Here is a 26647-nt window from a genome sequence, read left to right on the forward strand (position 1 = left end):
AGTTATGAAGTTTAAAGTGTTTATCGCATTTGCGTTCATAGTGAGTTCGAGCATGGCTTATGCCGAAAGGGTCAAAGACCTAGCCTCAATTGCGGGTGTGCGAAATAACCAATTAATTGGTTATGGCCTTGTAGTCGGCCTCAATGGTACGGGTGATAAAACCAAGTTTACCGGCCAAAGTTTACGAAACATGCTGGTAGAAATGGGCATCAATATTCCGCCAGGTACCGACCCAAAAAGTAAAAACGTAGCAGCCGTTTCAGTTCATGCCGATTTGCCGCCTTTCATGAAGCCTGGACAAACCATTGATATCACCGTTTCTTCTTTAGGGGATGCGAAAAGCTTACGTGGTGGTAGTTTATTGATGACCCCTTTAAAAGGGGCAGATGGACAGATTTATGCCATGGCACAAGGCAATTTAATTGTAGGTGGTTTTGGTGCTGACGCAGCTGATGGTTCACGCGTTACCGTCAATATTCCCAGTGCTGGTCGTGTGCCTAACGGTGCAACCGTCGAGCGGGCGGTCAGAAATGCATTGAATGTAGGAGATTCGATTATTCTGAATCTACATAGCCCTGACTTCACCACCGCCAGTCGTTTAAGTGATGCGATTAACCATACTCTGGGTAAAAACACGGCCTTTTCGATGGATGCTTCTTCCGTAAAAGTTAATGCGCCACGAGATCCTAATCAACGAGTACCCTTTTTATCACTGATTGAAAATTTAGAGCTGAGCCCAGGTGAGGCTCCTGCCAGAGTCGTGGTTAACTCACGCAGCGGAACGGTGGTGATTGGTCAGCATGTCAGAGTGAGTCCAGCTGCTGTCACTCATGGCAACTTATCAGTCACTATTTCAGCAAATCCTGAGGTTAGCCAGCCTGAACCGTTCTCACAAGGACAAACCGTGGTGACGCCTAACTACGACATCAATATCACGGAAGAAAATAGTCGTATGTTTGTGTTTAACCCAGGCGTGTCACTGGATGAAATCGTACGTGCTGTGAATCAAGTTGGCGCGGCACCTGGTGATTTGGTCGCTATACTTGAGGCACTCAAACAAGCGGGTGCGCTTAAAGCAGACTTAGTGGTCATCTAATCATGGCTTACGAATCGAATATTGCCCAGTCCGCTGTTGACTTTCATGGTCTGAACCAACTGCGTCAGCAAGCGGTGAAAGGTAGTGATGCTGAGCAAACACTTAAGCAGGTGGCTGGTCAGTTTGAGTCTTTATTTGTGAATATGATGCTCAAGTCCATGCGCCAAGCCAGTTTAGCTGAAGGCATGTTTGATTCGACACAAAGCAAAATGTATCAGGATATGGCTGATCAGCAACTGGCCTCAGATTTATCGATGCGAGGTGGTCTGGGACTGCAAGATGCCATCATCAAACAGCTAGGAAGTTATCAGTTGCAGTCCTCTCAACCAGCGAGAACGGATCAATCATACAGTTATGACACAGTGACTATTCGGCCAGCACTTGCTAAGAAAGTGAATGAACTGATGATCAAACAAATCCGTGAGATTCATGCAGAAAACGGTGAGATTGAGACAAAAGCAGACTTAATGAATCTTGGGGAAAAGGTTTTTAATTCACCCAAAGATTTTGTGCAAACCTTGTGGCCGTATGCACAACAAGCTGCAGATAAAATAGGCGTGTCGCCTGAAGTAATATTGTCGCAGGCTGCACTCGAAACCGGCTGGGGTAAATTTGTATTAAAAAGCAAAAGTGGTGAAACAAGCTTTAACCTGTTTAACATCAAAGCGGATAAAAGCTGGGACGGAGAGCGTGTCAGTAAAGTGGCACTTGAGTATCGTGATGGCAAAGCTTACAACGAGGCTTCTCAATTCCGTGCTTATGATTCTTACCAAGATAGCTTCAATGACTACGTTGAGTTTTTACAAACTCAACCACGCTACCGTAACGCATTGCAGCACACCAATGATGCTGAAGCCTTTGTTGAACACCTGCATAAAGCCGGGTTTGCAACCGATCCTCAATACGCTGACAAAATAAAACGCATAATGAATAGTGACATTCTGGCACGAATTTCGCTGGAGTCAGACCATGCATAATCACGCTGACGAGTTAAGGAGCATGCCATGAGTCTGCTAGGGATTGGGACATCGGCATTATTAACAGCCCAAGGTAATTTATCGACGACAAGTCATAACATCAGTAACGTCAATACTGAGGGATACACTCGCCAGCGTGCTGACCAAGCCACCCGTACACCTGACTACAAAGGAGATATGTATTTTGGTACGGGTGTACAGATAACCTCGGTTGAACGTGTTTATGACACCTTTCTGGCGAGCCAGGTTAGAACGTATACCGCACAAGAAGCAGCCCAAAGAAGCTATCTCAGTTATTCACAACAGGTAGATGATCTACTTGGTTCGGAAGACTTAGGTCTGAGTACAGGCATCAGTGAATTTTTCAACTCAGTAAATGAGGTGGCAAACGATCCTACCTCTATAGCGGCCAGACAGTTGATGCTGACCCGTGGTGAACTCTTAGCGAATCGTTTTAACACCATGGACTCACAGCTAACAAAGCTAGACGAGCAGGTCGATTACGATATCACCGTTGCCATTGATGACATCAATAATCTGTCGAAAAGTATTGCCGAGTTAAATTCGGCCATTACCGCAGCCACAGGTGCTGGTGGATCACCGAATGATTTACTTGATAAGCGTGACAAACTGATCACAGATCTTTCCGAGATCGTCTCAGTGAATGTTATTGAGCAATCAAACGGCACCACAAATATCCTGATTGGTAATGGCCAGGCCCTTGTCGCGGGCACAAAAAGTATGGCTCTAACGACGGTTACGGATACCTCAACCAGTCCACCAAGATTAGGTATTGGCTACGGTGATAGTAGTACGAATATTACCAGTCAGCTATCTGGTGGTACCTTAGGTGGGGCTTTGGATTTCCGTGACACGATTATAGATGATGTGAGAGCGGAGCTTGATGTGTTGGCACAAGCCGTTGTGGAAGGTTTTAATGCCGTCCACAACAACACGACGAATATTGCCAATGGCGGTCAGGGTTCAGTTGATTTGGATGGTAATGATGGTGGGGATTTCTTTAACCCGGCAAATATTACCGCTGCCACGATCTCCTTGGCAATCAGTGATCCGCGTGCTATTGCCGCTTCCTCTAAATTTGATGCGGCAACAGGAACAATTAATATTTCTGGTTCTGGTAATAACGAAAATGCTTTGGCGCTGGCAAATCTGGAGACAGATAAAACGCTCGTGACAATTGCCCCCGGTGTAACGCGTTCTCTATCAGAAGGTTATGCCGTGCTGGTGTCTGATGTTGCCACCAGAACTCAGCAAGCAGAAGCCAGTCAGGAAACACAACTGGCATTACTGCAACAGACCGAACAGCGTTTCGACGCGGTAGGCGGTGTAAATCTGGATGAAGAAGCCGCTCAGCTGATCAAGTTTCAGCAAGCCTATCAGGCGGCATCACAGATCATTATTGTGTCCAATACTATTTTTGATTCACTGATTAATGCTGTTTAGGAGATTGTCATGAGAATTTCTACATCCTATATTCAACAGCAAAGTGTTGATACGATGCTGGCCCAACAAAAGCAGTTGGCGGATACCCAGTTACAAGTCTCAACGGGGCAACGAATTCTAAGACCGTCAGATGACCCGGTGGCAGCAGTAAAGTCATTGAACTATCAGCGTGAAGTCAGCATCAACGAACAGTATCAGGCGAATGCCGATGTGGCCAATAACAAACTTAATGCCGCTGAAAATGCCTTAACCAGTGCAACAAATATTGTTCAACGGATCCGTGAGCTGGCTGTGCAAGCACTTAATGACAGCAATGATGCCAATGCCCGAGCAGGTATCGCAGAAGAAATTGATGAGTTGAATAAGTCTCTCGTGAGCCTGGCGAACACCACAGATGCGAACGGCGAGTTTTTATTCTCTGGTTATCAATCTTTTACACAAGCGTTTGACACTACCACATTTGCTTATGGCGGCGATGGTGGGCAACGCAGTATGCGTGTAGGCAGCGATTATTCTGTTGAAGCCACTTTTCCCGGCGATGAGCTATTTGTTATCACCAATGCCGACACCACTACTCAGGCGGTTTTCCAAACCATCGATGATTTTTCTACCGCGCTTAAAGCCAATACTATAGGCACAGCCCCTAATAATGGTGAGTTTCTTGATAATATGTCGACAGCCATTGATTCATTAACGACAGCAAGAACCGCTGTAGGTGCCCGAATCAATTCAATAGACCAGCAACGTAGTATTAATGAAGACAGCTTAGCTAGTCTGGAAACCAGTTTGACTAAATTAAAAGATTTGGATTACGCCGAGGCTATATCGCGTTTGAACTCTCAAACAACGGGTTTGCAAGCCGCTCAACAAGCCTATGTCAAAGTACAAGGACTGTCCCTCTTTAACTTTTTATGAAACACTGACATTTTTTTACCGTTGTCAGTTATAAAAATATGAAAGCAGTGATCCTGGCAGGTGGCTTAGGCACGCGTATCAGTGAAGAGTCCATCAATAAACCTAAACCGATGATAGAAATAGGTGGCAAACCTATTCTCTGGCACATCATGAAAATCTATTCCTACCATGGCGTGAATGATTTTATTATCTGCTGTGGATATAAGGGTTATCTCATCAAGGAGTATTTTGCGAATTATTTTTTGCATATGTCGGACATCACGTTTGATATGCAAAACAATAAAATGCATGTACATGAAGCCCATGCAGAGCCTTGGAAGGTGACTCTGGTAGATACCGGTGAAGATAGTATGACTGGTGGACGTATCCGTCGTATTAAGGATTATGTCCAAGATGAGGAAGCCTTTTGCCTGACGTATGGTGATGGTGTCGGCAATATCGATATTCGCACTAGTATTGAGTTTCATCATGAGCATGGAAGTTTGGCTACTGTGACTGCGGCTTATCCTCAAGCGAAATTCGGTGCTTTAGATATTCAAGGTGATCGTGTTGTTAACTTCCAGGAAAAGCCCAAAGGTGATAACGGTATGGTCAGTGGTGGCTTTTTCGTTTTATCTCCCAAAGTCATTGATTACATCAGTGATGACAAGACAAGTTGGGAAGGTTATCCATTGCAGAAGTTAGTAACTGAACAGCAGTTGCGAGTCTTTCGGCATGAAGGTTTTTGGCAACCGATGGATACTTTACGTGATAAACAACATCTTGAGCACTTATGGCAGTCAAATCAGGCACCATGGAAAGTGTGGTGATTGATAAGACTTTTTGGCAGAACAAATCGGTTCTGATTACCGGACATACCGGTTTTAAAGGTAGCTGGTTGAGCTTGTGGTTAACTCAGCTTGGCGCCAAAGTAACGGGTTATGCGCTTGCGCCAAATACCACACCTTCAATATACGAAGCTCTCGAGTTAAAGACTATTATCAATTCTGCGATGGCAGATATTTCTGATTTATCAAGGCTATCTGAACTTGTTAATCAGACACAGCCCGATGTGGTGTTTCATCTCGCTGCACAATCATTAGTTAAACCCAGCTACCTTGATCCTGTTGGAACTTATCAAACCAATGTGATGGGGACAGTCAATCTTCTAGAAACCGTCAGACATTGTCCCAGTGTTCAAGCTGTGGTCGTGGTGACGTCAGATAAATGTTACGAAAACCATGAGTGGTCCTGGCCATACCGCGAAAACGATCGGTTGGGTGGGCATGACCCATACAGCAATAGTAAAGGCTGTGCTGAGCTTGTCACCAGTGCCTATCGACAGTCCTTTTTTATGGCTAATAAAACTGCCATAGCTAGCGCGCGTGCCGGTAATGTGATTGGTGGCGGTGACTGGTCTGAATACCGGTTAATCCCAGATTTAATAAAAGCCAATCAGACAGGTCATTCGCTTGAGATTCGTCATCCGCGAGCCATTAGACCTTGGCAGCATGTATTGGAGCCTTTATCAGGATATTTATTACTGGCTCAACACATGGTTGAGCGCGGTGCGGAAGTAGCTGATGCATGGAATTTTGGTCCTGCTATGGAAGACACGAAGCCTGTAGATTATATTGTGGAATTTGCTCAGCAGCGTTGGCCGTCTCTTGATTGGTTTGCTCCTCAGCATAACGAGCATCATGAAGCATCAATACTGATGCTCGACTGTAGTAAAGCCCGACAGCAATTAGACTGGCAACCTGTTTGGCATATTGATGATGCGCTCTCTCTCACATTTGACTGGTATGATGCTTTTTATTCTGGAAAGCCCATGCGCGAGATAAGCCTGCAACAAATTCAGCAGTTTGTTCAGGACAGTAACGCGAGCTCGATAACATAAAGCAACATTATGAACCCAATGCATTCTCATGATATGACAAATCACGCTGCGACTTTTGCTTGCGGTGAACTGTGTATTGTCAATAAACCTGCCACCTCGCCAACTTTGTGTGTCGTGATTTCTCAGGAAGAAGCCGTCATAGAATGTTATGAATTACTGGCTTTAACAGACAATCCTTCAACTTCAGGGGATAACTGGTTTTTGTTATCGGAAGCGACAGCAAGCCGTTCAGCAGAATATCTGGATTTACGGCAGCCTATTTTTACTGGTCCAATGAATATCGCCAGTCGACAAGGTCAACTTTCGGCTTCAACAGTCGATGCGTTATTACGTGCCTTAGTTCAACGTCAAGTGAAACGCTACAGCCAGCATAAATTTCAATCAAAGGCTTTCCAGCCTGGGCAGAATGCTGTTGCTGTGTCAGGAAAAGTTTTGGATAACAATGATATCCAGCATATGGTGGATGCCTCACTGGATGGCTGGCTAACAACTGGACGGTTTAATGCCCAGTTTGAAAAAGCACTGGCTGAATTTATTGGTGTCAAACATGTTCTCACGGTAAATTCAGGTTCATCAGCGAACTTGTTGGCATTAACTGCACTGACTTCACCTAAGTTAGGTGATAAAGCATTACAAAAAGGCGATGAAGTCATCACTGTCGCGGCTGGGTTTCCGACTACGGTGAATCCCATATTACAAAACGGTTTAGTGCCGGTTTTTGTTGATATTACCTTGCCTTCCTACAATATTGATGTCAGTCAGCTTGAGGTGGCGTTATCTGATAAAACCCGAGCCATTATGATGGCTCATACATTAGGAAATACGTTCAATATTGATGCTGTTGTGCGTTTTGCTCGTCAACATAATTTATGGTTAATCGAAGATTGTTGTGATGCTCTGGGGAGTACCTATACACCTTCTGTAGAATTAACGGATTATCGTGGTCTGCCCATCGCCATAAATGAGCCTCGACATGTCGGTACCTTTGGTGATATTGCTACCTTAAGCTTTTATCCGGCTCATCATATTACGATGGGAGAGGGTGGAGCGGTTTATACCAATAATGGCCAACTGAAACTGATTTTGGAGTCATTCCGTGATTGGGGTAGAGATTGTTTCTGTGAACCCGGTAAAGATAACACCTGTAATAAACGCTTCAGTTATCAGTTGGGACAACTGCCGTGCGGCTATGATCACAAATATACCTATTCACATCTTGGTTATAATCTGAAAATTTCTGATATGCAGGCCGCTGTTGGCTTATCTCAATTGGATAAAGTCACGGGCTTTATTGAAAAGCGTAAAGCTAACTTTCAACGTTTACATGATGGCTTAGCTTGCCTACAAGATTATTTATTACTGCCGGAAGCAGAAAATAATGCTGAACCGTCCTGGTTTGGTTTCGCTATTACCTTAAAACAAGGTAATCGAGCTGACTTTATTCAGTATCTTGAACAACACAAGATAGCCAATCGACTGGTTTTTGGCGGAAACCTTATCAAACAGCCGTATTTTGAACAGCAAAGCTATCGTAAAGTTGGTGAATTAACCGTCACCGATCAGGTCATGAATGATTCGTTGTGGATCGGCGTTTTTCCGGGGCTATCTGATGAGATGATTGATTATATGATCGATACTATCCAATCTTATTTCAAAGTGTGAGTGATGACTGACAAAACATCGATGTATCAAAAGTTATTTGTGCTGGAAATGGCCAATAATCACCAAGGTGATATTGCTCATGGCAAGCAGGTTATTCAGCAGATGAAGCAGGTTTGTGATGATTTCCCTTTCCAGTTTGCCTTTAAATTGCAGTACCGTAACCTGAAAACCTTTATTCATCCTGATTATCGAGATAGACAAGATATTAAATACGTAAAACGATTTCGTGATACAGAGTTAGACGAAGCCCAATTGCTGGAATTAAAAAAAGCCATTGATGAAGCAGGCTTTATTTCCATGTGTACGCCGTTTGATGAAGCCTCTGTTGACTGGATTGAACAACATGGTTTTGACATCTTAAAAATTGCCTCCTGTTCACTTACCGATTGGCCATTATTAGAACGTATCGCTCAATCCTCTTTGCCGCTGGTGATGTCTACCGCCGGTGCCACGATGGAAGAGATTGACAATGTCGTTCAGTTTTTCTTACATCGCCACAAACAATTAGCCGTGATGCACTGTGTTGGTGAGTATCCAACGCCAAGACAAAATCTACAGTTAGGTCAAATTGCTCTATTAAAACAACGTTTTCCTGAGGTGACGGTGGGCTATTCAACCCATGAAGATCCTAATGAGTCGGAAGCAGTGAAAATGGCCGTCGCCATGGGCGCGCAGCTGTTTGAAAAGCATGTTGGGGTAGGTGAGCTCAATGCTTACTCGGCGAACCCTGAACAAGTCAGACAATGGTTACTCTCAGCGCAAGAAGCTTATGCCATGCTTGGTCTTGAGGGCGAGCGTGTGACGGTGACAGAGACAGAATTAACCACACTGAATTCATTACGCCGAGCGGTGTTTGCTAAACAAGATCTCGCTGCAGGCAAAGCATTGCAAACAGAAGATTTTTACTTGGCGATTCCAAGTCAACCCGGTCAACTATTGGCCAATGACTTATCCAAATACAAACAGTTTGAGTTAAAAGCGGCGGTAAAGGCTAATGAACCTTTATTACTCAAGCAGTTAGAAATCACCGATACCCGTGACATGGTTTCAGCTTCATTATCTAAAGTGTGTGCTTTATTACGTGAAGCCGGCATTGCTATTGCTGATGGGGTGAACTGCCAGTTATCGCATCACTATGGCATTGAGAAGTTCGAAGAAACAGGTGCGACCATTATTGATGTGGTTAACCGTGAATACTGTAAAAAGATTCTGGTGTTACTGCCAGGACAAAATCATCCGGTGCACGCTCATCATAAAAAAGAAGAAACCTTTAATGTGCTGGCGGGAGAGATGTACTTACAACTAGGTGATGAGCTAAAAACCATCAAAGCCGGTGAAATGGTCACCGTTGAGCGCGGTGTTAAACATGCTTTTAGCAGTGAAACTGGGGCGATATTTGAAGAGTTATCCACCACACATTTCACTGATGATTCGTATTATGACGATAAAGCTATTAACCAAAACAGTCGCCGCAAAACCAATCTAATCTTCCGTGCTGACTGGCTAACTTCGGAGTGGGCATGAGCGAACAACGCGTTGCTGACTATATCTTTGCCCGAGTGGCTGAATTAGGTGTTAAAGAGGTTTTCTTACTTCCTGGTGGAGGGGCCATGCATCTGGTGGATGCCTTGGGGCAGAATCCTGATATCACTTTCATACCGACTCATCACGAACAAGCTGCAGCGATTGCGGCTGAAGCCTACTCTCGCGTGAATGAAACACTCGGCGTGGCGCTTGTTACAACGGGACCGGGTGCGACCAATGCTTTGACTGCTGTAGCGGGTGCCTGGATTGAGTCTGTACCACTGCTGATTATTTCCGGTCAGGTGAAACGGGCCGATATGAAAGCTGATAGCGGTGTACGGCAAATGGGCCCGCAGGAAGTTGACATCGTGTCGATGGTTAAACCCATTACCAAATATGCCATCACCGTTGATGAGCCAGAGAATATTGGTCTTTATCTTGATAAGGCTTTACATGAAGCGATGACAGGACGAAAAGGCCCTGTCTGGCTGGATGTGCCTTTGGATGTACAAGCCAGTTTGATTGAGCCGGAAGAGCTAGCCCGGGATGAGTCGAATACAGACAATGAGTCAGACTGTGCACTTGAGCTGGATGAAGTTATCCAACTCATTCAGCAGGCTGAGCGTCCTATAATTTTGGCTGGTCATGGTATCCGTCTATCAGGTGCCGCTGACGCATTCAAACAACTTTATGAAAAAAACGGTATTCCGGTATTAACCACATGGAATTCTCTGGATCTAATTCCTTACGAACATTCATTATGTGCTGGTCGACCAGGTTCAGTGGCACTGAGACCGGCAAACTTTGCCGCCCAGAATTGTGATTTATTGATCAGTATTGGCGCACGTCTGGATAATGTGGTTACAGCACACAATCCGCAAAACTTTGCTCAGTATTCCGATAAGGTGATTATCGATATTGATGCCTCTGAACTGAAAAAACATCAGCTACCCAAAGCCCGTTTGATTCAGGCGAATGCCAAAACCTTTATTGAGCAGCTTCTGGCTGAGGTGAATGATACACCTGCCGACTATGCTGACTGGATACATAAAATTGCAGACTGGAAACAACGCTATCCACGCTGTGATGGAGAAAAATTTCCAGAGCAAGGTGAAATTAGTCATTATCATTTCATCGATCGTTTATCTGCTCTCACTAAAGCAAATGAGCTTATTATTACGGGCAGCTCAGGGCTGGCAGTCGAAGTCTTTTACTCCACTTTTGTGAACAAAACGGGACAACGTATTTTCCTCACCTCGGGTTTAGGTTCTATGGGCTATGGTTTGCCCGCGGCGATTGGTGGCTGTCTGGCCTCAGGTAAAAAGCCCGTTGTTTCGGTTGAAGGTGATGGAAGTTTGCAGCTTAATCTTCAAGAATTAAGCACCTTAAAATCCCTCAATTTACCTATACGCATGTTCATTATGAACAATAATGGTTATGCCTCCATTCGAAATACACAACGCAATTATTTTGATGAGCGCTATGTGGCAACTGGTCAAGAAGCTGGATTACTGATTCCGGATTTAGTAAAACTCGCAGAAGCAATTGGTCTTGATGCTGTTCGTATAAATGACGCCAGTGAGTTGGATGAAAAAATCCAATATGTGCTGAATCATCCAGGCCCAATTCTTTGTGATGTCTCTATCATCAAAGACGAAGCGTTATGGCCAAAAGTGTCAGCTAATCCTCAAGCGAATGGTTCGATGATATCCATGCCCTTAGAAGATATGACACCTCTGTTGTCTTTAGATCAGTTAAAACAGGAAATGTTAGTGTCCTTAGCTGACATTTCTCAACAAGTGGTACGAGGAGATGGTTGATACTCAAAACCGCAAATCATTAGCATGCCCATGTTGTCTGTCGCTTATAAACCATACTATAAATAGTGTATTTGTCTGTCCCCATTGCCATCATGTTTGGAAAGATGTTGACCCCCATTGGGTAAGTAAACATTACATTAAATTAACAGGTCGAAATGAACTTCCTGATAAATACGTAGAAAAAAAACTTCTTGAGAGAGTTGAGTATTTGGCACCTTACTTAAGGACAGGGATGTCAGTATTAGAGATCGGATGTGCTGAAGGGGAGCTGGGCAAGAAAGTTAAAGAAAAGTATCAATTGGAATACTATGGCTTTGAAATTTCGCAAGATGTCATACAAGCCATGACAGTTCTTGACGGTGTGTTCCGTTTAGCTGATCAAGTGAGCGAAGAACGGAAGTTTGATCTCATCATGAGTTTTCATGTATTGGAGCATATCTCTGATCTTAGTGCTGTCATTGTAGATTGGAAACATTGGTTAAAGCCTAATGGAATAGTGATTCTGGAGGTGCCTAATAACGCTGGGCATCCGTGGGTTGAGGACGATAATAACCCTGAACATATTCACCAATTTGGAATGAGTTCAATAGCTGCTTTATTGCAAAGGCATGGCTTCATAATCAAGATGATGAGCACCGGCTTTTTTGAATCACCAAGTTATACCGATAGCATTCGCTTAGTAGCTGAGTTGTCACTGTCTCGAAAAGACAAACAGGATAGCCTGATAGAAGCTATCAGAAAAACGATACATGAACCCTTTGATGTTTTTTGTGTGGGTGGGGATTTTAAAAACTACATAGAGCCGATTATGCCCCATCTAAACGTCATATCATTATTCGATAATGATGCAATGAAAAAAGAGATGGGAGGTAAACCTGTCATACTTTTCGAAAATGAAAAAAATGAACAACGCCCCATTTTAATAGCGAGTATTCGTTATGAGGAGCAGATCCGTGACGAGTTGCTTCAGAAAAAAGTGTCTTTAAATAATATCTATTATCTCAGCGATATCTTGCTGGGGGTGAATAGCAATGGCTGATAAGCATTTCGCTTGGAACAGGGCTTGTCAGGTTTGTGGGACATTGAATCTGTCGGTTTTGTATGAGAACCAACTTGCTGTCATTGATGGTAGAGACATGAGCTATAGTGTTACAACCTGCAGTCACTGTGGATTTCATTATGCGAATCAGCTACCTAAGGCATCATCGTATCAGTCTTACTATCGATCTTTGTCTAAATATGATGTCACTCTTTCTGCCAGCTCGATACCAGAAATAGATAATTATAGAGCTGAGAAAGTTATCTCTTTCATCCAGCCATATATTTCTTTGGATAAAAAAGTTTTTGACTTAGGGTGTGGACATGGAACGTTACTCAACTGGTTCTCGATGAGTGGTTGGTCAAATATCTATGGCGTTGACCCAGCCCCAAATGCTGCCGACCAAGCAAACCAGCTTTATGGTTTGTCCTGTATTACAACGGGGAGCTTGGAAAATGCAGTGTCTTTAAATCGGCTGATAGAGGCTGATTTAATCTGTCTGATGGGAGTATTGGAGCATCTGCCCAACTTATATGATGATCTCACCTTATTATTAAATAGTGTGAAAGAGGATGCCAGCATACTGATTGAAGTACCTGCTTGTGAGCGATTTACACGAGGTGATTTTGAGCCCTATGGCGAGTTCTCTCTGGAACATATTCAATTTTTTAGTGCAAGTTCCTTGGACAGATTAATGGAGAACTTTGGTTTTTATCCAATAACGTCTCACATCTTGGATTTACCTCCAGGAACAACGGACAGTCTTTTAAGCCTCTATTCGCGTAAACAAAAAACAGATAATGTCATCGCAACTGATACCGCTTTGGATGAATACATGGCAGAGTCTGAGAGTAAATTGCAGCTAGGCTTAAGTAAAATAAAGTCATTGGTTCGGCAGCCCGTAATAATATATGGTGCAGGTAGCCATACCGCACGGTTACTACCCTATCTCGATGACTGTCAGGTTTCTCAACATATTGTTGGCATTGTTGATGGCAACACAAATCTTCAGGGTAAGCAGATGGGAAAATGGGTGATTGATGTGCCAGAAATATTAATAAACCGCTGTCCTGATATCCCTGTTCTTGTCTCTTCATACCGATCTCAGAATGCCATTAACCATGTGCTTAGTGACATTTATCCAAATCCTATTATAACGATGTACCAGCTATGAATTTAAAACATATTCTTTTTGACTTTGATGGCACAATCATTGATTCGGCACCATGTATTCTCAATTGTTATGAGCAGGTCATGTCGGATCTGAATATCACACCATCTGTTCCGATAACTGCGTCGATAATTGGCCCTCCTCTTACTGACACTGTAGCCATGCTGGCAAATACTGAAGATGAAGTTCTCATCGAAAACATGGCAACCGCGTTTAAAAGCTTTTATGACAGCCGTGTGGCAACAGAAACGCCAATGTATGCTGAGATAGAGGAAGTATTAGCCTGGTTAAATGAACAGAGGTATCAGCTATATATCGCAACAAACAAGCGTTATGAACCAACCATGGCAGTTATTGAACATTTATCACTAGCAAAGTATTTCACCGATATTGGTGCCGTCGATCAGTTACCCTTAGGAAAGCAAAAAAAATCGCTTCTTATCCAAAGGTTGGTGAAAGAACATAATATTGAAGAAAAAGAAGCACTTTATATCGGAGACAAATTAGACGACTATCAAGCTGCTACATTCAATTCTATGCCATTTGTTGCTGCTGGCTGGGGGTATGGGGACTGGGAGTCATCAAATACTGTGTTCCATTCACCATTACAACTGCTTCATTTTATAAGCAATTATAATGGCTGAAAATTTCTCTGAGTTAAATGTTGATGAGTTAGCTCAGGCTGATATTAATCATCTCCTAGAGTTTGTTGACTTCTCCTTGTTATCCGATAAGCACCTTTTCGTCACTGGTTGTACCGGATTTATGGGCTATTGGATATTAATGACGATTCATTGCCTAAATATCAAAGGGTTTAATATACAGGTAACGGGTATATCTAGGCATCCTGATGAGTTTTATCAGCGACACCCTTTCTTTTTAAGTAAAAAGTGGCTTCATCTAATTAAGGGAGAGATCAGAGATTTCCCATTCAAGAACGAGGTCTATGACTATGTTATTCACGCAGCCATGGATACTCGGCCAGATAAATTAAAAAATGGTAGTGACTTGATTGATATTGCCACAAGAGGCACAAAGCGAGTTATTGAACAGGCGAAAATGGCTTCTGCAAATTCTATTTTGATAGTCAGTTCAGGTGCAGTATATGAGTCTGATTATGTTCCGCAAAAACCAGGCAAATTAAACTCAGCGAATTATTACAGTATCGCTAAGCAACTCATGGAGCAGGTCGCTCTTAGCGAAACTGAAGGAAGTATGTGTCAATTAAAACTGGCCAGATGTTTTGCTTTTATTGGTTATCTTTTGCCAAAGCATCTTGCTGTTGCACAGTTCATCAGAAGTGCTTTAAATGATGAATGTATCACTATTCATGGCAATGGTTCTCCTGTGAGAAGTTACCTTTATGCGGCTGATATGGCGCTATGGCTATTACAAATACTTATCAATGGGAGAGATAAAGCAGCCTACGATGTCGGTTCTGATGATGTAAAATCCTTAATTGATCATGCTGAACATATTCGTCAAATTATTGCTCCAAATAAATCTATATTTGTGGGGAAAGGGGGCGCTAACCAAAGCAGTAGTCGCCAAGTTTATGTTCCAGATATTACGACTGCAAAAGATGAACTAGGGTTAGATGTGTGGACAGACCTTCGTGCCGCAATTAGAAAAACCATGGAGATGGAAAATATGTTTAATGATGACTTATGCTCGTTTCAGAAATAATGATCAATAATTCCGTCATAAAATTCACGTAAAGGTTTTTTAATTCTTTTGGGTCTCGTTGTATTCTGTTTTAGAAGCTTTATGAATGGCTGTATTGTTGTGTTTGTGTCTTTTTATTCCGTTCACGCTAATCGTGGTGAGCGATGGGCTAATTGAGCAAACGTGATTTTCTACATCAATTACAAACTCTGAGCGTGTTCCGATAAGTAATATATCAATATCCATTCCTCTCTGTGATTCTGGCTGTGATATGGACTGTCCAGATTGCAGAAAAGGCAAACCATGCTCCAGCTCATTTTTATCAGTAATCCAAATGAGATTTCTCAGAAAATTGGGATGTTTTCTGAATAGTTTTGTTCCTCTACCGGCTACACCCCATAACCCTAGCTTTGCTTGTGGGTGATGAGTTAGCTCCTGCCTCAGCCAACTTGCTAACGCCTCAACATCATTGTCTATATTTATTAACATTTTCATTTCGGTAATCAAGCTATCCCAAAATTGAGGGTGCGATGTGGAGTAAGGGATCGCTTCTTTTAGTATCAGCTCAGCCCCTTTATGTTGATCTGGTTCATGTTGCATCCGGGCAAACAGTCTGCCTGCCATGGAGTAGTAGCTCTTCCATAGTATTTCTAGGGCATTCTGATCGAACGCAGTTGATTGCAGCCATCTAAACAGCTGATACGTGCCCAAAATCATATTTTTATAAGCGTAACCTCCCCACTCCCATCCGTTGATGCCCTGTAGTAAACAGGGTTCAGCCACATAAGCAATCGGCTCACCCGCCAGAGGAGCGAGAGTAAGCATTGCATGAGGAAAACAATCACTCATATTGGTGGATGAGCCATCAAGGCTATCAGTAGGATTTAATGTTATCTGTTCTCTAATAAATAATTGTCGGCGACAAATAAAACAAAAAATGCCGCTAAAAGAGGCTGAGATGTTGTCAGAGGGAAGCTGAGTCAATAATTCGATTTTGTCGAGTAGTTGCCAAGATGTTTCATTAAATTGAAGTTTATTGAGTTGCGTTTCATTGGGGTAGCCAGATTGCCCGTAAATAATCTCATCTCTCTTGGCGATATTGATCCAACCAAAGTTGAGGTAGTGGTAGCTGACGTCGGGGGCTCTCGCGAGAGAATCAAAAATATGCTTGAGCGCGCTGGGAACAATAAGGTCATCATCACCAACGATCCATATAAACTCACCTCTCGCTAGTTCTGTGGTCGCAAATAATACATTCTTAGTGAACCCAACCGTTTCTTTTTGGCATCCATATTGAATCGGAAGCGGGCAAGATTCAACTACCTTCTTTGTCTCATCTATTGAAGCGTTATCGGCAATAACAATTTCAACTCGGTCTAGATAGCCCTCGACGACTCTGGCTAGTTGGAACAGCATTGACTTGAGTAAATGGGCTCGATTTAGTGTTGGTATGCAAATTGAAAGTATGGGTGTCATTATTTGTCTGCATTTATTAAAGTGACAACAAGAATATGGCGATAGCCTGAGTTTGACAAATTAGTGTAGTGGCAACATACGGAAGTTAAGTCGATGGCTTAGTAAAGAGGAATTAATGGCGCGATTGAATTTTTTTACAACGGAACAGCAACCTTTCTATATCTACACCTCAGAATTTGTTAATAAATTCGCTGGTGTTAGAGCTTTACACTATCTATGCCATGCACTAAACCAGCTTGGTGCTGAGGCATATGTCGTGGGAGCGAAAAAGGTCGATACCAGTTTGAGGACTCCGCAGTTAACGAAGCTTGATGTTGTTCGTCATGAACGTTTAGGCCTCTCACCTATCGTCATTTATCCAGAGGTCATTTCCGGTAACCCTCTCGGGGCAGAAAATGTTGTACGTTGGTTGTTGAATGCACCAGGCGTGGTTGGCGGTGATAAAACTTTTTCTGAAGATGAGATGATATTTGCCTTCTCAGCTGATTTTATTCCAGTCAATATTGAAGCGAATATCCTTAGAGTTCCTGTTGTTAATAATACTTTATTCAATAATCGTGATAACCCCGAGGATCAGAGCCGAGAAGGGATTTGTTATTACGCAAACAAATATTTAGCCAGTGGGAGAGCTTTAACTGAGCATATTTCGGGTGCCAGAAGCTTGTGCCAGGATGTTTCTTTGTCTCAGGCTGAGCTTGCCAGCATTCTTAGAAAAAGTGAATTGTTACTCTGTTATGAACCTTCTTCAATAGTCGCTGAGGCGCTTTTGTGCGGTTGTCCTGTCGCGATGATACCCACACCATATCTGGATAAAATCGATGGTGATTTGAATGGCCCTGGTATTGCATTTGGAACTGATCCAGATGCCATAGCAATGGCGAGAAATACGGTCGCACAGGTCGGTGTAAACTACGAAAAACTAATAAACGATTGCACCACCCAGATCGAATGGTTTGTGATTCAAACGCAAGAGTTCTTTTCAAAAAGAAAGAGATTATCGAATGCATGGGTTGATAAAACACTAGCTTACATAAATGGTGTTGTCTCCGAACAAAGTGATGTATTGATTGCAGAAAGGGAACGTCTTTCCAAAAATAAACGATGGTTATATCAACATGAGTTGTCAGAAACCTCTGTTATGTCACTTGCTGAACGAATGTCAAGTACTTGGACAATGACGCCAGGTTTTCATTTACTTATCATCGTCAATGCATCAGAACTAGAGGCTCTTTCCAACACGATTGAGTCACTTGAGCAACAGCTCTATCAAGCTTGGGGTTTGACTATCCTAAGTAATATCCCGGCCCCAGATGCGTTTTCCTCTGTGCCTGAGAATATTGAATGGGTCCAGATCTCAGGGAAAAATCTGAATGAAGACATCGAACAGGTTGTGGTTGCTGCTCAGCTTGACTGGATTATGCAGTTAATCCCTGGAGATAAATTAGCCCCACATGCCTTATTGAGTTTTGCGGATACGATTAACGTAGAGACAAAAGCGCAGTTTATCTATAGTGATGAATTAGTCGATGAGTCTAAAGCTGATATCTGGTTCAAACCTGAGTTTAGTCTGGATTATCTGAGGGCCTATTCATACTTAGGGCGTTCATTCATTGTCAGTAGAGAAGCCTTTGAACAGGTCGGTGGATATTCAAACTTAGCTTATGTGCACACCACCGATATGGCATTTAAGGTGTATGAGCAATATCAGCAATCAGCGTTTTCTCATATCCCTGATGTATTGCTCACATCTATTCCATTAGAGATTAATAAAGAGCTATTGGCAGAAAATGAATGGTTGACCCGCCATGCACATCTAAACAGGAGCGGTATTTCAGCCACAATATCGAACCCCAAAAACAAGCCGCGATTCCAGACAGTCTATAGCACGAAAAATCAGCCCAAAGTCTCTATTATCGTTGCTCATCATAACTATGTTTCCTACCTTGCCCGATGTTTGGAAGAGTTAGAGCTCAACACGACCTATATTAACTACGAAGTGGTCGTTGTAGATGTCATGAGTGATGTCGAAGATCTCGAAGATGTGTATGCTGAGATGTCAGAAATGTGGGGGGAACGTTTCGTTTCAACACGTTTTGAACAGAAAAACTACTCGGCAGCTATTAACCATGGTGTGAACATCGCTAGTGGTGATTATATTGTTGTTATGTCTTGCTTTGCTATGGCTGTGAACGGCAATTGGTTAAATGAGATGATGCCATTGTTGGCCAGAGAGGACGTGGGGATTGTGGGTGCCCGTATCCTCGATGATAACAACAAGATTATTCATGCTGGAGGCGTTTTCGGTATCACGGATGATGTCAGTGGTCTATTTCAAGGGCTCGATATTACTGAACCGGGCTATATGGAACGAGCGCATTGCATTCAGCAGTATTCCTCCGTGTCATCAGCATGTTTCGGTATTGAAAAACAGACGTTCATCCAGGCTGGAGGGCTGAGTGAAAGTATATTTTCAGATACGTGTTATACCGTTATGGATTTATGTCTCACTATCCAGCAGCAAGGTAAAAAGGTTATCTGGTCACCCTATGTCACCTTGTTTCAGGACAAAAAGCTGGCAGAGCAATCAAATGGTGTGGCCGATTACAATTCTCACAGAGAAGAGTTCATCGTCGAAAAGTGGTCTGATTTGTTTACACACGATCCTTTCTATAATGACAACCTGAGTCTGCGCTCACGATTTTTTGCACCAGAGGTAGATATTCAACGACAGTGGGACCCTCGGTTTAATTTAAAAACACGGGTTGTTGTTTTTCCTCTTAATGGTTCTGGCACTGGCCAGTATCGCATGATTGCACCAATGCAGGCTTTGGCAAAACGAGGTGATGTAGAACTCACATGGATGCCGTTTCATGAGTTCAAAGAGCAACCATTATTGCCGACCTTATTTGAATTGATGCGATTGAAGCCCGATGTGATCTACGTGCAACAAATGTTGACTGATGTCACCTATAATTTTCTTAAAGAGGTCAAAGCGCACACCCAAATCAGCATTGTCCTTTCCTTGGACGACTTGGTCACCAACTTGCCAAAAATGAGTGATAGAAAAAAACTGGTTTTCCGGGATATGCGTTCAAGGCTCAGAAAAACACTCGCCTTATGTGACCATACAATCGTCTCTACTGAGCCATTAGCGGAGTTATGTCGTCAATATACTGATAATGTGACGGTTATTCCTAATAGGTTGGAGTTACAACGCTGGTTTAATCTATCCTTACCACAGAAAAAAACTTACCCTAAACCCCGAGTGGGTTGGGCTGGGGCGAATCAGCATGCCGGCGATTTGGCTTTAATGACTCATGTTGTCAAATCATTGGCAGATAAAGTGGATTGGGTTTTTATGGGGATGTGCCCATTAGAACTCAGACCTTATGTCAAAGAGTTCCATCAATTTGTGTCGTTTAATCAATATCCGCAGGCTTTAGCCGATCTTGACTTAGATCTGGCTATAGCGCCTTTAGAGGAACACCCTTTTAACGAAGCAAAAAGTAATTTACGTCTGCTTGAGTATGGCGTCATGGGCTGGCCTGTGATTGCCAGTGACATCTATCCATACCAGCAAGATGGCGCGCCTGTGACATTAGTTCCAAATGATGAGGTTGTGTGGATAGAAACTATTCTTGCCGCTTTAGCCGAACCGGAGAAAATTGCCGCTCAAGGCCGGCAGCTTCAAAACTGGGTACGTCAAAAATTTATCCTTGAAGATCACTTGCACGAGTGGTTGAAAGTATTTAAGTTTAATAAAAACAAATAGTTAATGGTTTTTGCGTTGACCGATTAAAAAACTGGTACGCAAACTGCTTTACTCCCATCGAGTCTGGTAACCCTTTGTGGCTACAGGCAAATAATATTTGAAATGGGAGAATTCAAATGCCATTAATCGTAAATACTAACCTTGCGTCGCTTAATGCGCAGCGGAACTTAACAAAATCGCAAGGTGATTTGAACACTGCATTACAACGTTTATCTTCTGGTCTTCGTGTCAATAGCGCTAAAGATGATGCTGCTGGTTTATATACAGCTGAACAAATGACTGCGGATATTCGTGGTGCTAATCAAGCGGCAAGAAATGCTGCTGACGGCATCTCATTTGCTCAGGTCGCAGAAGGGGCCTTGGCTGAAATCACTAACAATCTACAACGTATCCGTGAAATAGCGGTACAGTCAGCTAACGGCACAGTCACAGATAGAAATGGTCTGCAAGCCGAGGTAACGCAGCTTGAATCAGAAAATGCCCGTATTATTGCAAGTACCCAGTTTAACGGTACTCAGGTCTTGGGTGGCGTCTCTTTGACATTTCAGGTGGGGGCTGACGCCGCTGATACTGTAACTGTAGCGGCTACGGCTGCGACGACGACAACTGCTGATGTGTCAACCTCTACAGGTGCATCTACTGCTCTTGGCACACTTGATACTGATATTAATAATCTCAGTCAATTACGTGCGACCTTTGGGTCGATACAAAATCGGTTTGAAGCGGTTATTTCGAATCTGCAAAGTTTAGCTGAAAATACGAGTGCTGCCCGTAGCCGTATTATGGATGCGGATTTTGCTGAAGAAACGGCGAAATTAACGCGAGCTCAAATTCTGCAGCAAGCGGGAACATCTATCCTTGCACAGGCGAATACCTTGCCACAGAACGCGTTATCCCTGCTTCAGGGATAAGCTGAAAAAAAAGTAAAATGTGAACTGGGTCAGACTTTTGCAAAGTCTGGCCTTTTTTTTTGTAAATTGCCTTAAAGAAATCCTAATCCCATGCCGCTAATGTTTTCGGAGGCGGTAAAAACTAGACAATTCATAGTTTGTCCGCCATGTATAAAGCGAGCCTAGCTCGACCCTATGAGGGAGTAAATCTCATGGCATTAGTAGTCAACACAAACATTGCATCATTAAATGCACAGCGTAACTTAAACAAATCTCAAAGCACACTGAATACATCTTTACAGCGTTTGTCTTCGGGCTTACGTATCAATAGTGCAAAAGATGATGCGGCTGGTCTATATACTGCTCAGCAAATGACAGCTGATATTCGTGGTGCGAACCAGGCAGCACGTAACGCTGCAGATGGTATCTCTTTGGCTCAGGTGGCTGAGGGTGCTTTAGCGGAAATCAGTAATAACTTACAACGTATTCGTGAAATCGCGGTACAGTCTGCTAACGGTACTGTAACCGACCGAACAGGTCTGTCTGCTGAGGTGACCCAGCTTGAAGCAGAAAACACTCGTATAGTATCTAGTACAAAATTTAATGGTACTGCAGTACTGAGTGGACTGAGTATTTCAATTCAAGTTGGTCAGGATAGTGGTGATACTGTATCTGTATCTGCATCTGCTCTAAGCAATACTACAGCAGACGTTTCAACCTCTACTGCAGCCTCAACTGCACTTGGTAATTTAGATTCAGATATCAACACTGTGAGCACATTGCGTGCTACATTCGGTTCTATTCAAAATCGTTTTGAAGCTGTAATCTCAAATCTACAAAGTTTTTCAGAGAATACATCTGCAGCTCGTAGCCGTATCATGGATGCTGACTTTGCTGCTGAAACTGCTTCTTTAACTAAAGCGCAAATTCTGCAACAGGCTGGTGTATCCATCGTATCGCAAGCGAACGTTATTCCTCAGTCTGCATTATCACTGTTGGGATAATAACAAAAGGATGAAACGCATGGGCCTGGTGGGTAAACTACTCTCCAGGCTTTATGCCGTTTACAAAAAATTTAGATTAGGAGGAAGACAATGGCTAATAATGATCTGTTAGTGCAATCTGCCCTTCAATCAGTGCAAAGCAATGTTACTAGTCAGTCTAAACCGGTTACGCAATCTGTTCAGACTGAGACTGTTACTGAATTATCTGTTCAATCTCAAGCTCTTCAGAAAGAAGCTGAGAAACAGAATGGCCAGCAACAACAACTTGCAGACGATTTGCGTGATAAGGTGGCTCAACTTAACGATTATATGCAGAATATGAACCGAAACCTGCAGTTTAGTGTCGATGATACCAGTGGGGATACGGTGATTAAAGTAATTGACTCAGAAACCGAAGAAGTGGTCAGGCAGATCCCTTCAGAAGAGATTCTTGAGGCAAGACACGCTGCAGAAAAATATCGCGGTATATTGCTAGAAACAAAGGCTTGATTGGCTCAAAACTTGCTGCAATTTTGCAATTAAGTTTAGGCGGAGAATTGACATGGCGACAATTTCATCATTAGGCGTAGGAACGGGACTCGATCTGGAGAGCATTGTTACAGGCTTAATGGATCTTGAGCGTCAACCGCTCGATAGACTCGAGAGCAAGCAGAGTATTATCAACGCACAGATCAGTGCTTATGGTTCGTTTAAGAGTAAACTCGATTCTTTTCAAACGGCCATGGCGTCGTTGGCAAGTGCATCCAGTTTTAAGGTTTTCCAGGCTAACTCTCAAGACGAAGATCTGTTCACGGCAACCTCCAGCAGTTCAGCATCGGCTGGTTCCTACAATATTGATGTCACCCAAGTTGCCAGTCGAGATAAGTTAGCGTCATCTGCATTTACCGATTACAACTCGATAGTCGGCGAAGGCACACTGAGTATCAGTGTGGGAAGTGAGAGCTTTGATGTCACTATAGACTCTGGTAATAGTTCCCTTGCCGGTATTCGTACCGCCATCAATAATGCTTCTGATAATACTGGCGTGACGGCATCAATCATTACAGATGATAGTGGTGCCAGATTGGTTCTGACATCAAACGAAACCGGGACTGAAAATGCGATCAGTGTCTCTGTGAGCGGTGATAGTGATGGTAATAATACCGATACATCAGGTTTATCAGCCTTTGTTTATAGCTCTGGCGGTACAGAAAACTTGTCATCTATCTCCACGGCAAAAGACGCGATTGTTAATATTGATGGCTTCACGACTACCAGTAGTTCAAACTCCATAGCCAACGCTATTGATGGAGTGACATTAAACGTAAAAGATGTGGGTAGTTCGACACTCGATATCACAAGAAATGATGAGGCTATCTTAGAGTCAGTAAACGAGTTTGCTTCGGCATACAATGCGTTGATGACAGAAATTAAATCTCAGCGAAGTGGTCAATTAGAGGCGGACAGCACACTACTTACAATTGAACGCCAAGTCAGAGATGTCTTCAATTCGGGAGCCAGTATCACCGGCTCGAGCTTTAGTTATTTAGTTGAAGCAGGCATTTCTTTTGATAAAAATGGCGTGATGACGGTTGATGAAGATAAAGTCAATGAGGTCTTAAGTTCTGACTTTAACTCATTTGCGAACCTGTTTTCAGCTGAAGGTGAAGGTTTTGCTAATCGTTTAGAGTCTCTAGCTGATACCTGGTTACAAACAGATGGACTGATTGACTCAAGAGAAGAAGGGCTCAATTCGCGTTTAAAAAGAATGGATTCGCAAAAAGAGCAGATGGAAGCACGTCTTGAAATGACGGAAACACGTTTACGAGCTCAGTATGCAGCCATGGATACCTTGGTCAGCAGTTTACAATCACAAGGCAATTATTTGATTTCGCAACTATCCGCCTTGAATTCAAAATAAAGTAGTATGATCCCTAGGCATTAAGGATTGGAGTATGCAGGTAATGGTGAATAAAAAAGCGATGGAAGGTTATGGCCGCAATGCCATAGAGTCGGAAGTAAATTATGCCTCGCCCTATCGAATTATTCAGATGCTGATGGAAGGTGCGCTTGCTCGCGTCGCCACTGCAAAAGGCTGTATTGCCCGTAATGAAATTGCTGAAAAAGGTCATCAAATTTCTTGGTGTATCCGTATTATCGAAGGTTTAAAAACCAGTTTGGATGCTGAGAAAGGCGGCGAAATTGCCGAGAACCTGGATTCATTATATGACTATATTACTCGCCGCTTACTCGAAGCGAATGTGAGTAACGATGTCACTATATTAGACGAGGTCACTAAACTCCTTGAAGAAATAAAAGCTGGGTGGGACGGGATCCCCCCTGAGTTTCACTAGTTATGTCTGAGATAACACGTCTAAGACAGGTATTAAGATTAACTGAGGACATGAGTGCTGCAGTGAATGCTGGAAAATGGAGTGATGTCTCCACTTTGACAAAGCTACGGGCGGAATTAATGGAAAGTATATTTCCTCTTGATAATCATGTTGACCAGTCAGAAGCGCGTCCATTAATAGAACAAATTATTAAGTTAAATCAGAGTGTTGAGCAACGTTGTCTTGATGCAAGACAAACGATCCAAACCGAGTTAGGCCAGTTTAATAAAAACAAAAAAGTGGCAGCAGCCTACCAATCTAACTAGTACGTCACATCTTGCTTAAAATTAACCCGTCATAATTTTGACAATGTCTGCCAGAAAATGCTTAACTCCAGTTATTCAAGGCTTATCGCCAGTTTAAAACCCAGTGAAGAGATGGAGTGAGTATGAGTGTAAATAATGTATTGGTCGTGGAAAGTGATATTGACCGATGCGAGATGTTAAGCACACTCATTGAGTTTATAAATTGTCAGCCGGTGGTGATTTCAGAATCAGACCTTTGGTTTGAGCATGTAGAAAACCTTGATGATGTGGTGATGGCCATAGTGGGTGACTGCGGCGGGCAAAATCAAACTAAGCAGTTACTTCGAGAACTGGTTAATCATGACTCACGGGTTCCCGTCTTTGTTCTTGAATCTTCCTCTGGCGAAGCATTAGACTTTCCAGGCACCATTGGTTCTATACGTTACCCCATTAAGTATCCTCAACTCAGCAATGCGTTACAGCAGGCGACCATCTATCGGGGGATGACGGCTGAAGCCAGCACACCCAATAACTTATTCCGGTCACTGGTAGGAAATAGTCGGCTCATTAAGAATGTGCAGCGGATGATTGATCAGGTCTCTGACTCAGAAGCCAATGTGCTAATTCTGGGCGAGTCAGGAACTGGTAAAGAAGTCGTTGCTCGTAACTTACATCACTTTTCATCCAGAAGAGATAAACCCTTTGTGCCAGTCAATTGTGGGGCCATTCCAGGAGAGTTACTGGAAAGTGAGTTATTTGGTCACGAAAAAGGTGCTTTTACCGGGGCGATAACGGCCAGAAAAGGACGTTTTGAAATGGCTGAAGGTGGCACATTATTTCTGGATGAAATAGGCGATATGCCACTGCCAATGCAGGTCAAACTGTTACGTGTACTCCAAGAAAGAACCTATGAAAAAGTAGGCAGTAATAAAACACAAACAGCCAATGTTCGCGTGATTGCCGCCACACATCGTAACCTCGAAGAGCATATTGCTGATGGTCGGTTCCGTGAAGATTTATTTTACCGACTGAATGTCTTTCCTATTGAAATGCCAGCATTAAGAGACAGACCAGAAGATATTCCGCTGCTGATTCATGAATTGATTAAACGTATTGAACATGAAAACAGAGGCACTATTCGACTCACCCCTGCTGCGATTACCTCATTATGCCGTTACCCATGGCCTGGAAATGTGCGTGAATTAGCGAATGTGGTCGAACGATTAGTGATTCTCTATCCATACGGCACGGTCGATTTTGATGATCTTCCAGAGAAGTATCAGCTAGAAGGTGATGAATTACCTGAAGAAATTACCAGCATCATTGCCGCTGGCCCACAGCAAGAAGCTTCAAGGAATCTACCTGAGGCATCGCCAGAGATTAAATCCGTGCCAGAGACATCCTCTGACCCAGTTAATTCAACCTCTAGCCCAGAAGATATGGTGTTGCCAGAAGATGGTATTGATCTGAAAGAACATCTTGCCAATCTTGAATATCTATTGATAAAACAAGCGATAGATGATGCTGAGGGCGTGGTTGCTCATGCAGCGAATAAACTGAAAATGCGTAGAACAACGCTAGTAGAGAAAATGCGTAAATACGGGATTCAACGCGATACTGAATAATCGAAGGAACAACGTCGATCTTTTGACGTATTCTATTTAAGTATCTGATAA

General features: G+C 43.0%; 22 protein-coding genes. 21 read left to right on the forward strand and 1 reads right to left on the reverse strand.

Annotation, left to right across the window (positions count from 1 at the left end; genetic code table 11):
• Positions 1–4 precede the first annotated feature (4 nt).
• From B3V56_RS12180 to B3V56_RS12240, 13 genes are read left to right on the forward strand one after another with little or no spacing between them, the layout of a single operon-like run.
• Positions 5–1096: a flagellar basal body P-ring protein FlgI gene (locus B3V56_RS12180; RefSeq protein ID WP_286305619.1), complete on the forward strand. Its 1092-nt coding sequence runs from the start codon at positions 5–7 to the stop codon at positions 1094–1096.
• A 2-nt stretch (positions 1097–1098) separates the two neighbouring features.
• Entirely contained in the window at positions 1099–2073 is a 975-nt protein-coding gene (gene flgJ, locus B3V56_RS12185; RefSeq protein ID WP_289244610.1) for a flagellar assembly peptidoglycan hydrolase FlgJ, read from the forward strand.
• Positions 2074–2100: 27 nt separating this feature from the next.
• Entirely contained in the window at positions 2101–3537 is a 1437-nt protein-coding gene (gene flgK, locus B3V56_RS12190; protein WP_289244611.1) for a flagellar hook-associated protein FlgK, read from the forward strand.
• 9 nt (positions 3538–3546) lie between these two features.
• On the forward strand, positions 3547–4452 hold the full coding sequence (gene flgL / locus B3V56_RS12195) for a flagellar hook-associated protein FlgL (protein WP_289244612.1): 906 nt from the start codon (positions 3547–3549) through the stop codon (positions 4450–4452).
• Positions 4453–4490: 38 nt separating this feature from the next.
• Positions 4491–5261: a glucose-1-phosphate cytidylyltransferase gene (gene rfbF / locus B3V56_RS12200; protein WP_289283784.1), complete on the forward strand. Its 771-nt coding sequence runs from the start codon at positions 4491–4493 to the stop codon at positions 5259–5261.
• The gene (rfbG, locus tag B3V56_RS12205; RefSeq protein WP_289284340.1) at positions 5225–6331 is read left to right on the forward strand and encodes a CDP-glucose 4,6-dehydratase; all 1107 of its coding nucleotides are present in this window, start codon (positions 5225–5227) and stop codon (positions 6329–6331) included. Before rfbF ends, rfbG begins: the two co-directional genes overlap by 37 nt.
• A gap of 33 nt (positions 6332–6364) precedes the next feature.
• The gene (gene rfbH, locus B3V56_RS12210) at positions 6365–7993 is read left to right on the forward strand and encodes a lipopolysaccharide biosynthesis protein RfbH (protein WP_289283786.1); all 1629 of its coding nucleotides are present in this window, start codon (positions 6365–6367) and stop codon (positions 7991–7993) included.
• 3 nt (positions 7994–7996) lie between these two features.
• Positions 7997–9517, forward strand: coding sequence for an N-acetylneuraminate synthase family protein (locus tag B3V56_RS12215; protein ID WP_289283787.1), 1521 nt, complete (start codon positions 7997–7999; stop codon positions 9515–9517).
• A complete protein-coding gene (locus B3V56_RS12220) occupies positions 9514–11337 on the forward strand; it encodes a thiamine pyrophosphate-binding protein (RefSeq protein WP_289283788.1) in 1824 nt (607 codons plus the stop codon). The genes B3V56_RS12215 and B3V56_RS12220 overlap by 4 nt, the downstream gene beginning before the upstream one ends.
• Entirely contained in the window at positions 11330–12376 is a 1047-nt protein-coding gene (locus tag B3V56_RS12225) for a methyltransferase domain-containing protein (RefSeq protein ID WP_289284341.1), read from the forward strand. Before B3V56_RS12220 ends, B3V56_RS12225 begins: the two co-directional genes overlap by 8 nt.
• On the forward strand, positions 12369–13550 hold the full coding sequence (locus B3V56_RS12230) for a class I SAM-dependent methyltransferase (RefSeq protein WP_286305609.1): 1182 nt from the start codon (positions 12369–12371) through the stop codon (positions 13548–13550). The genes B3V56_RS12225 and B3V56_RS12230 overlap by 8 nt, the downstream gene beginning before the upstream one ends.
• Complete coding sequence (locus B3V56_RS12235) at positions 13547–14191, forward strand: HAD family hydrolase (RefSeq protein ID WP_289283790.1); 645 nt, start codon at positions 13547–13549, stop codon at positions 14189–14191. Before B3V56_RS12230 ends, B3V56_RS12235 begins: the two co-directional genes overlap by 4 nt.
• Positions 14184–15233 carry an NAD-dependent epimerase/dehydratase family protein gene (locus B3V56_RS12240; RefSeq protein WP_289283791.1) on the forward strand — a complete coding sequence of 350 codons (1050 nt, stop codon included), beginning with the start codon at positions 14184–14186 and terminating at the stop codon, positions 15231–15233. Before B3V56_RS12235 ends, B3V56_RS12240 begins: the two co-directional genes overlap by 8 nt.
• Before the next feature lie 39 nt (positions 15234–15272).
• On the opposite strand, the gene B3V56_RS12245 is transcribed toward B3V56_RS12240, so the two are convergent.
• Positions 15273–16688 (reverse strand): glycosyltransferase family 2 protein, encoded by a 1416-nt coding sequence (locus B3V56_RS12245; protein WP_289283792.1) that lies wholly within the window; start codon positions 16686–16688, stop codon positions 15273–15275.
• Between the two features lie 115 nt (positions 16689–16803).
• Between B3V56_RS12245 and B3V56_RS12250 the strand changes: the two genes are divergently transcribed.
• The 8 genes from B3V56_RS12250 (at position 16804) to B3V56_RS12285 (ending at position 26596) form a co-directional block, all read left to right on the forward strand.
• Entirely contained in the window at positions 16804–20460 is a 3657-nt protein-coding gene (locus tag B3V56_RS12250; RefSeq protein WP_289284342.1) for a glycosyltransferase, read from the forward strand.
• A gap of 116 nt (positions 20461–20576) precedes the next feature.
• Entirely contained in the window at positions 20577–21371 is a 795-nt protein-coding gene (locus B3V56_RS12255) for a flagellin (RefSeq protein ID WP_286305604.1), read from the forward strand.
• 191 nt (positions 21372–21562) lie between these two features.
• Entirely contained in the window at positions 21563–22354 is a 792-nt protein-coding gene (locus B3V56_RS12260) for a flagellin (protein ID WP_286305603.1), read from the forward strand.
• Between the two features lie 90 nt (positions 22355–22444).
• A complete protein-coding gene (locus tag B3V56_RS12265) occupies positions 22445–22843 on the forward strand; it encodes a flagellar protein FlaG (RefSeq protein ID WP_289283794.1) in 399 nt (132 codons plus the stop codon).
• 52 nt (positions 22844–22895) lie between these two features.
• Positions 22896–24254: a flagellar filament capping protein FliD gene (gene fliD / locus B3V56_RS12270; protein WP_289283795.1), complete on the forward strand. Its 1359-nt coding sequence runs from the start codon at positions 22896–22898 to the stop codon at positions 24252–24254.
• Between the two features lie 34 nt (positions 24255–24288).
• Entirely contained in the window at positions 24289–24687 is a 399-nt protein-coding gene (gene fliS / locus B3V56_RS12275) for a flagellar export chaperone FliS (RefSeq protein WP_289283796.1), read from the forward strand.
• A 2-nt stretch (positions 24688–24689) separates the two neighbouring features.
• Positions 24690–24992, forward strand: a complete 303-nt coding sequence (locus tag B3V56_RS12280) for a flagellar protein FliT (protein WP_289284343.1) — start codon at positions 24690–24692, stop codon at positions 24990–24992.
• A gap of 122 nt (positions 24993–25114) precedes the next feature.
• Positions 25115–26596, forward strand: coding sequence for a sigma-54 dependent transcriptional regulator (locus B3V56_RS12285; RefSeq protein ID WP_289284344.1), 1482 nt, complete (start codon positions 25115–25117; stop codon positions 26594–26596).
• Positions 26597–26647 lie beyond the last annotated feature (51 nt).

The organism is Methylophaga sp. UBA2513, from assembly GCF_002341285.1.
Classification (GTDB): Bacteria; Pseudomonadota; Gammaproteobacteria; order Nitrosococcales; family Methylophagaceae; genus Methylophaga; species Methylophaga marina.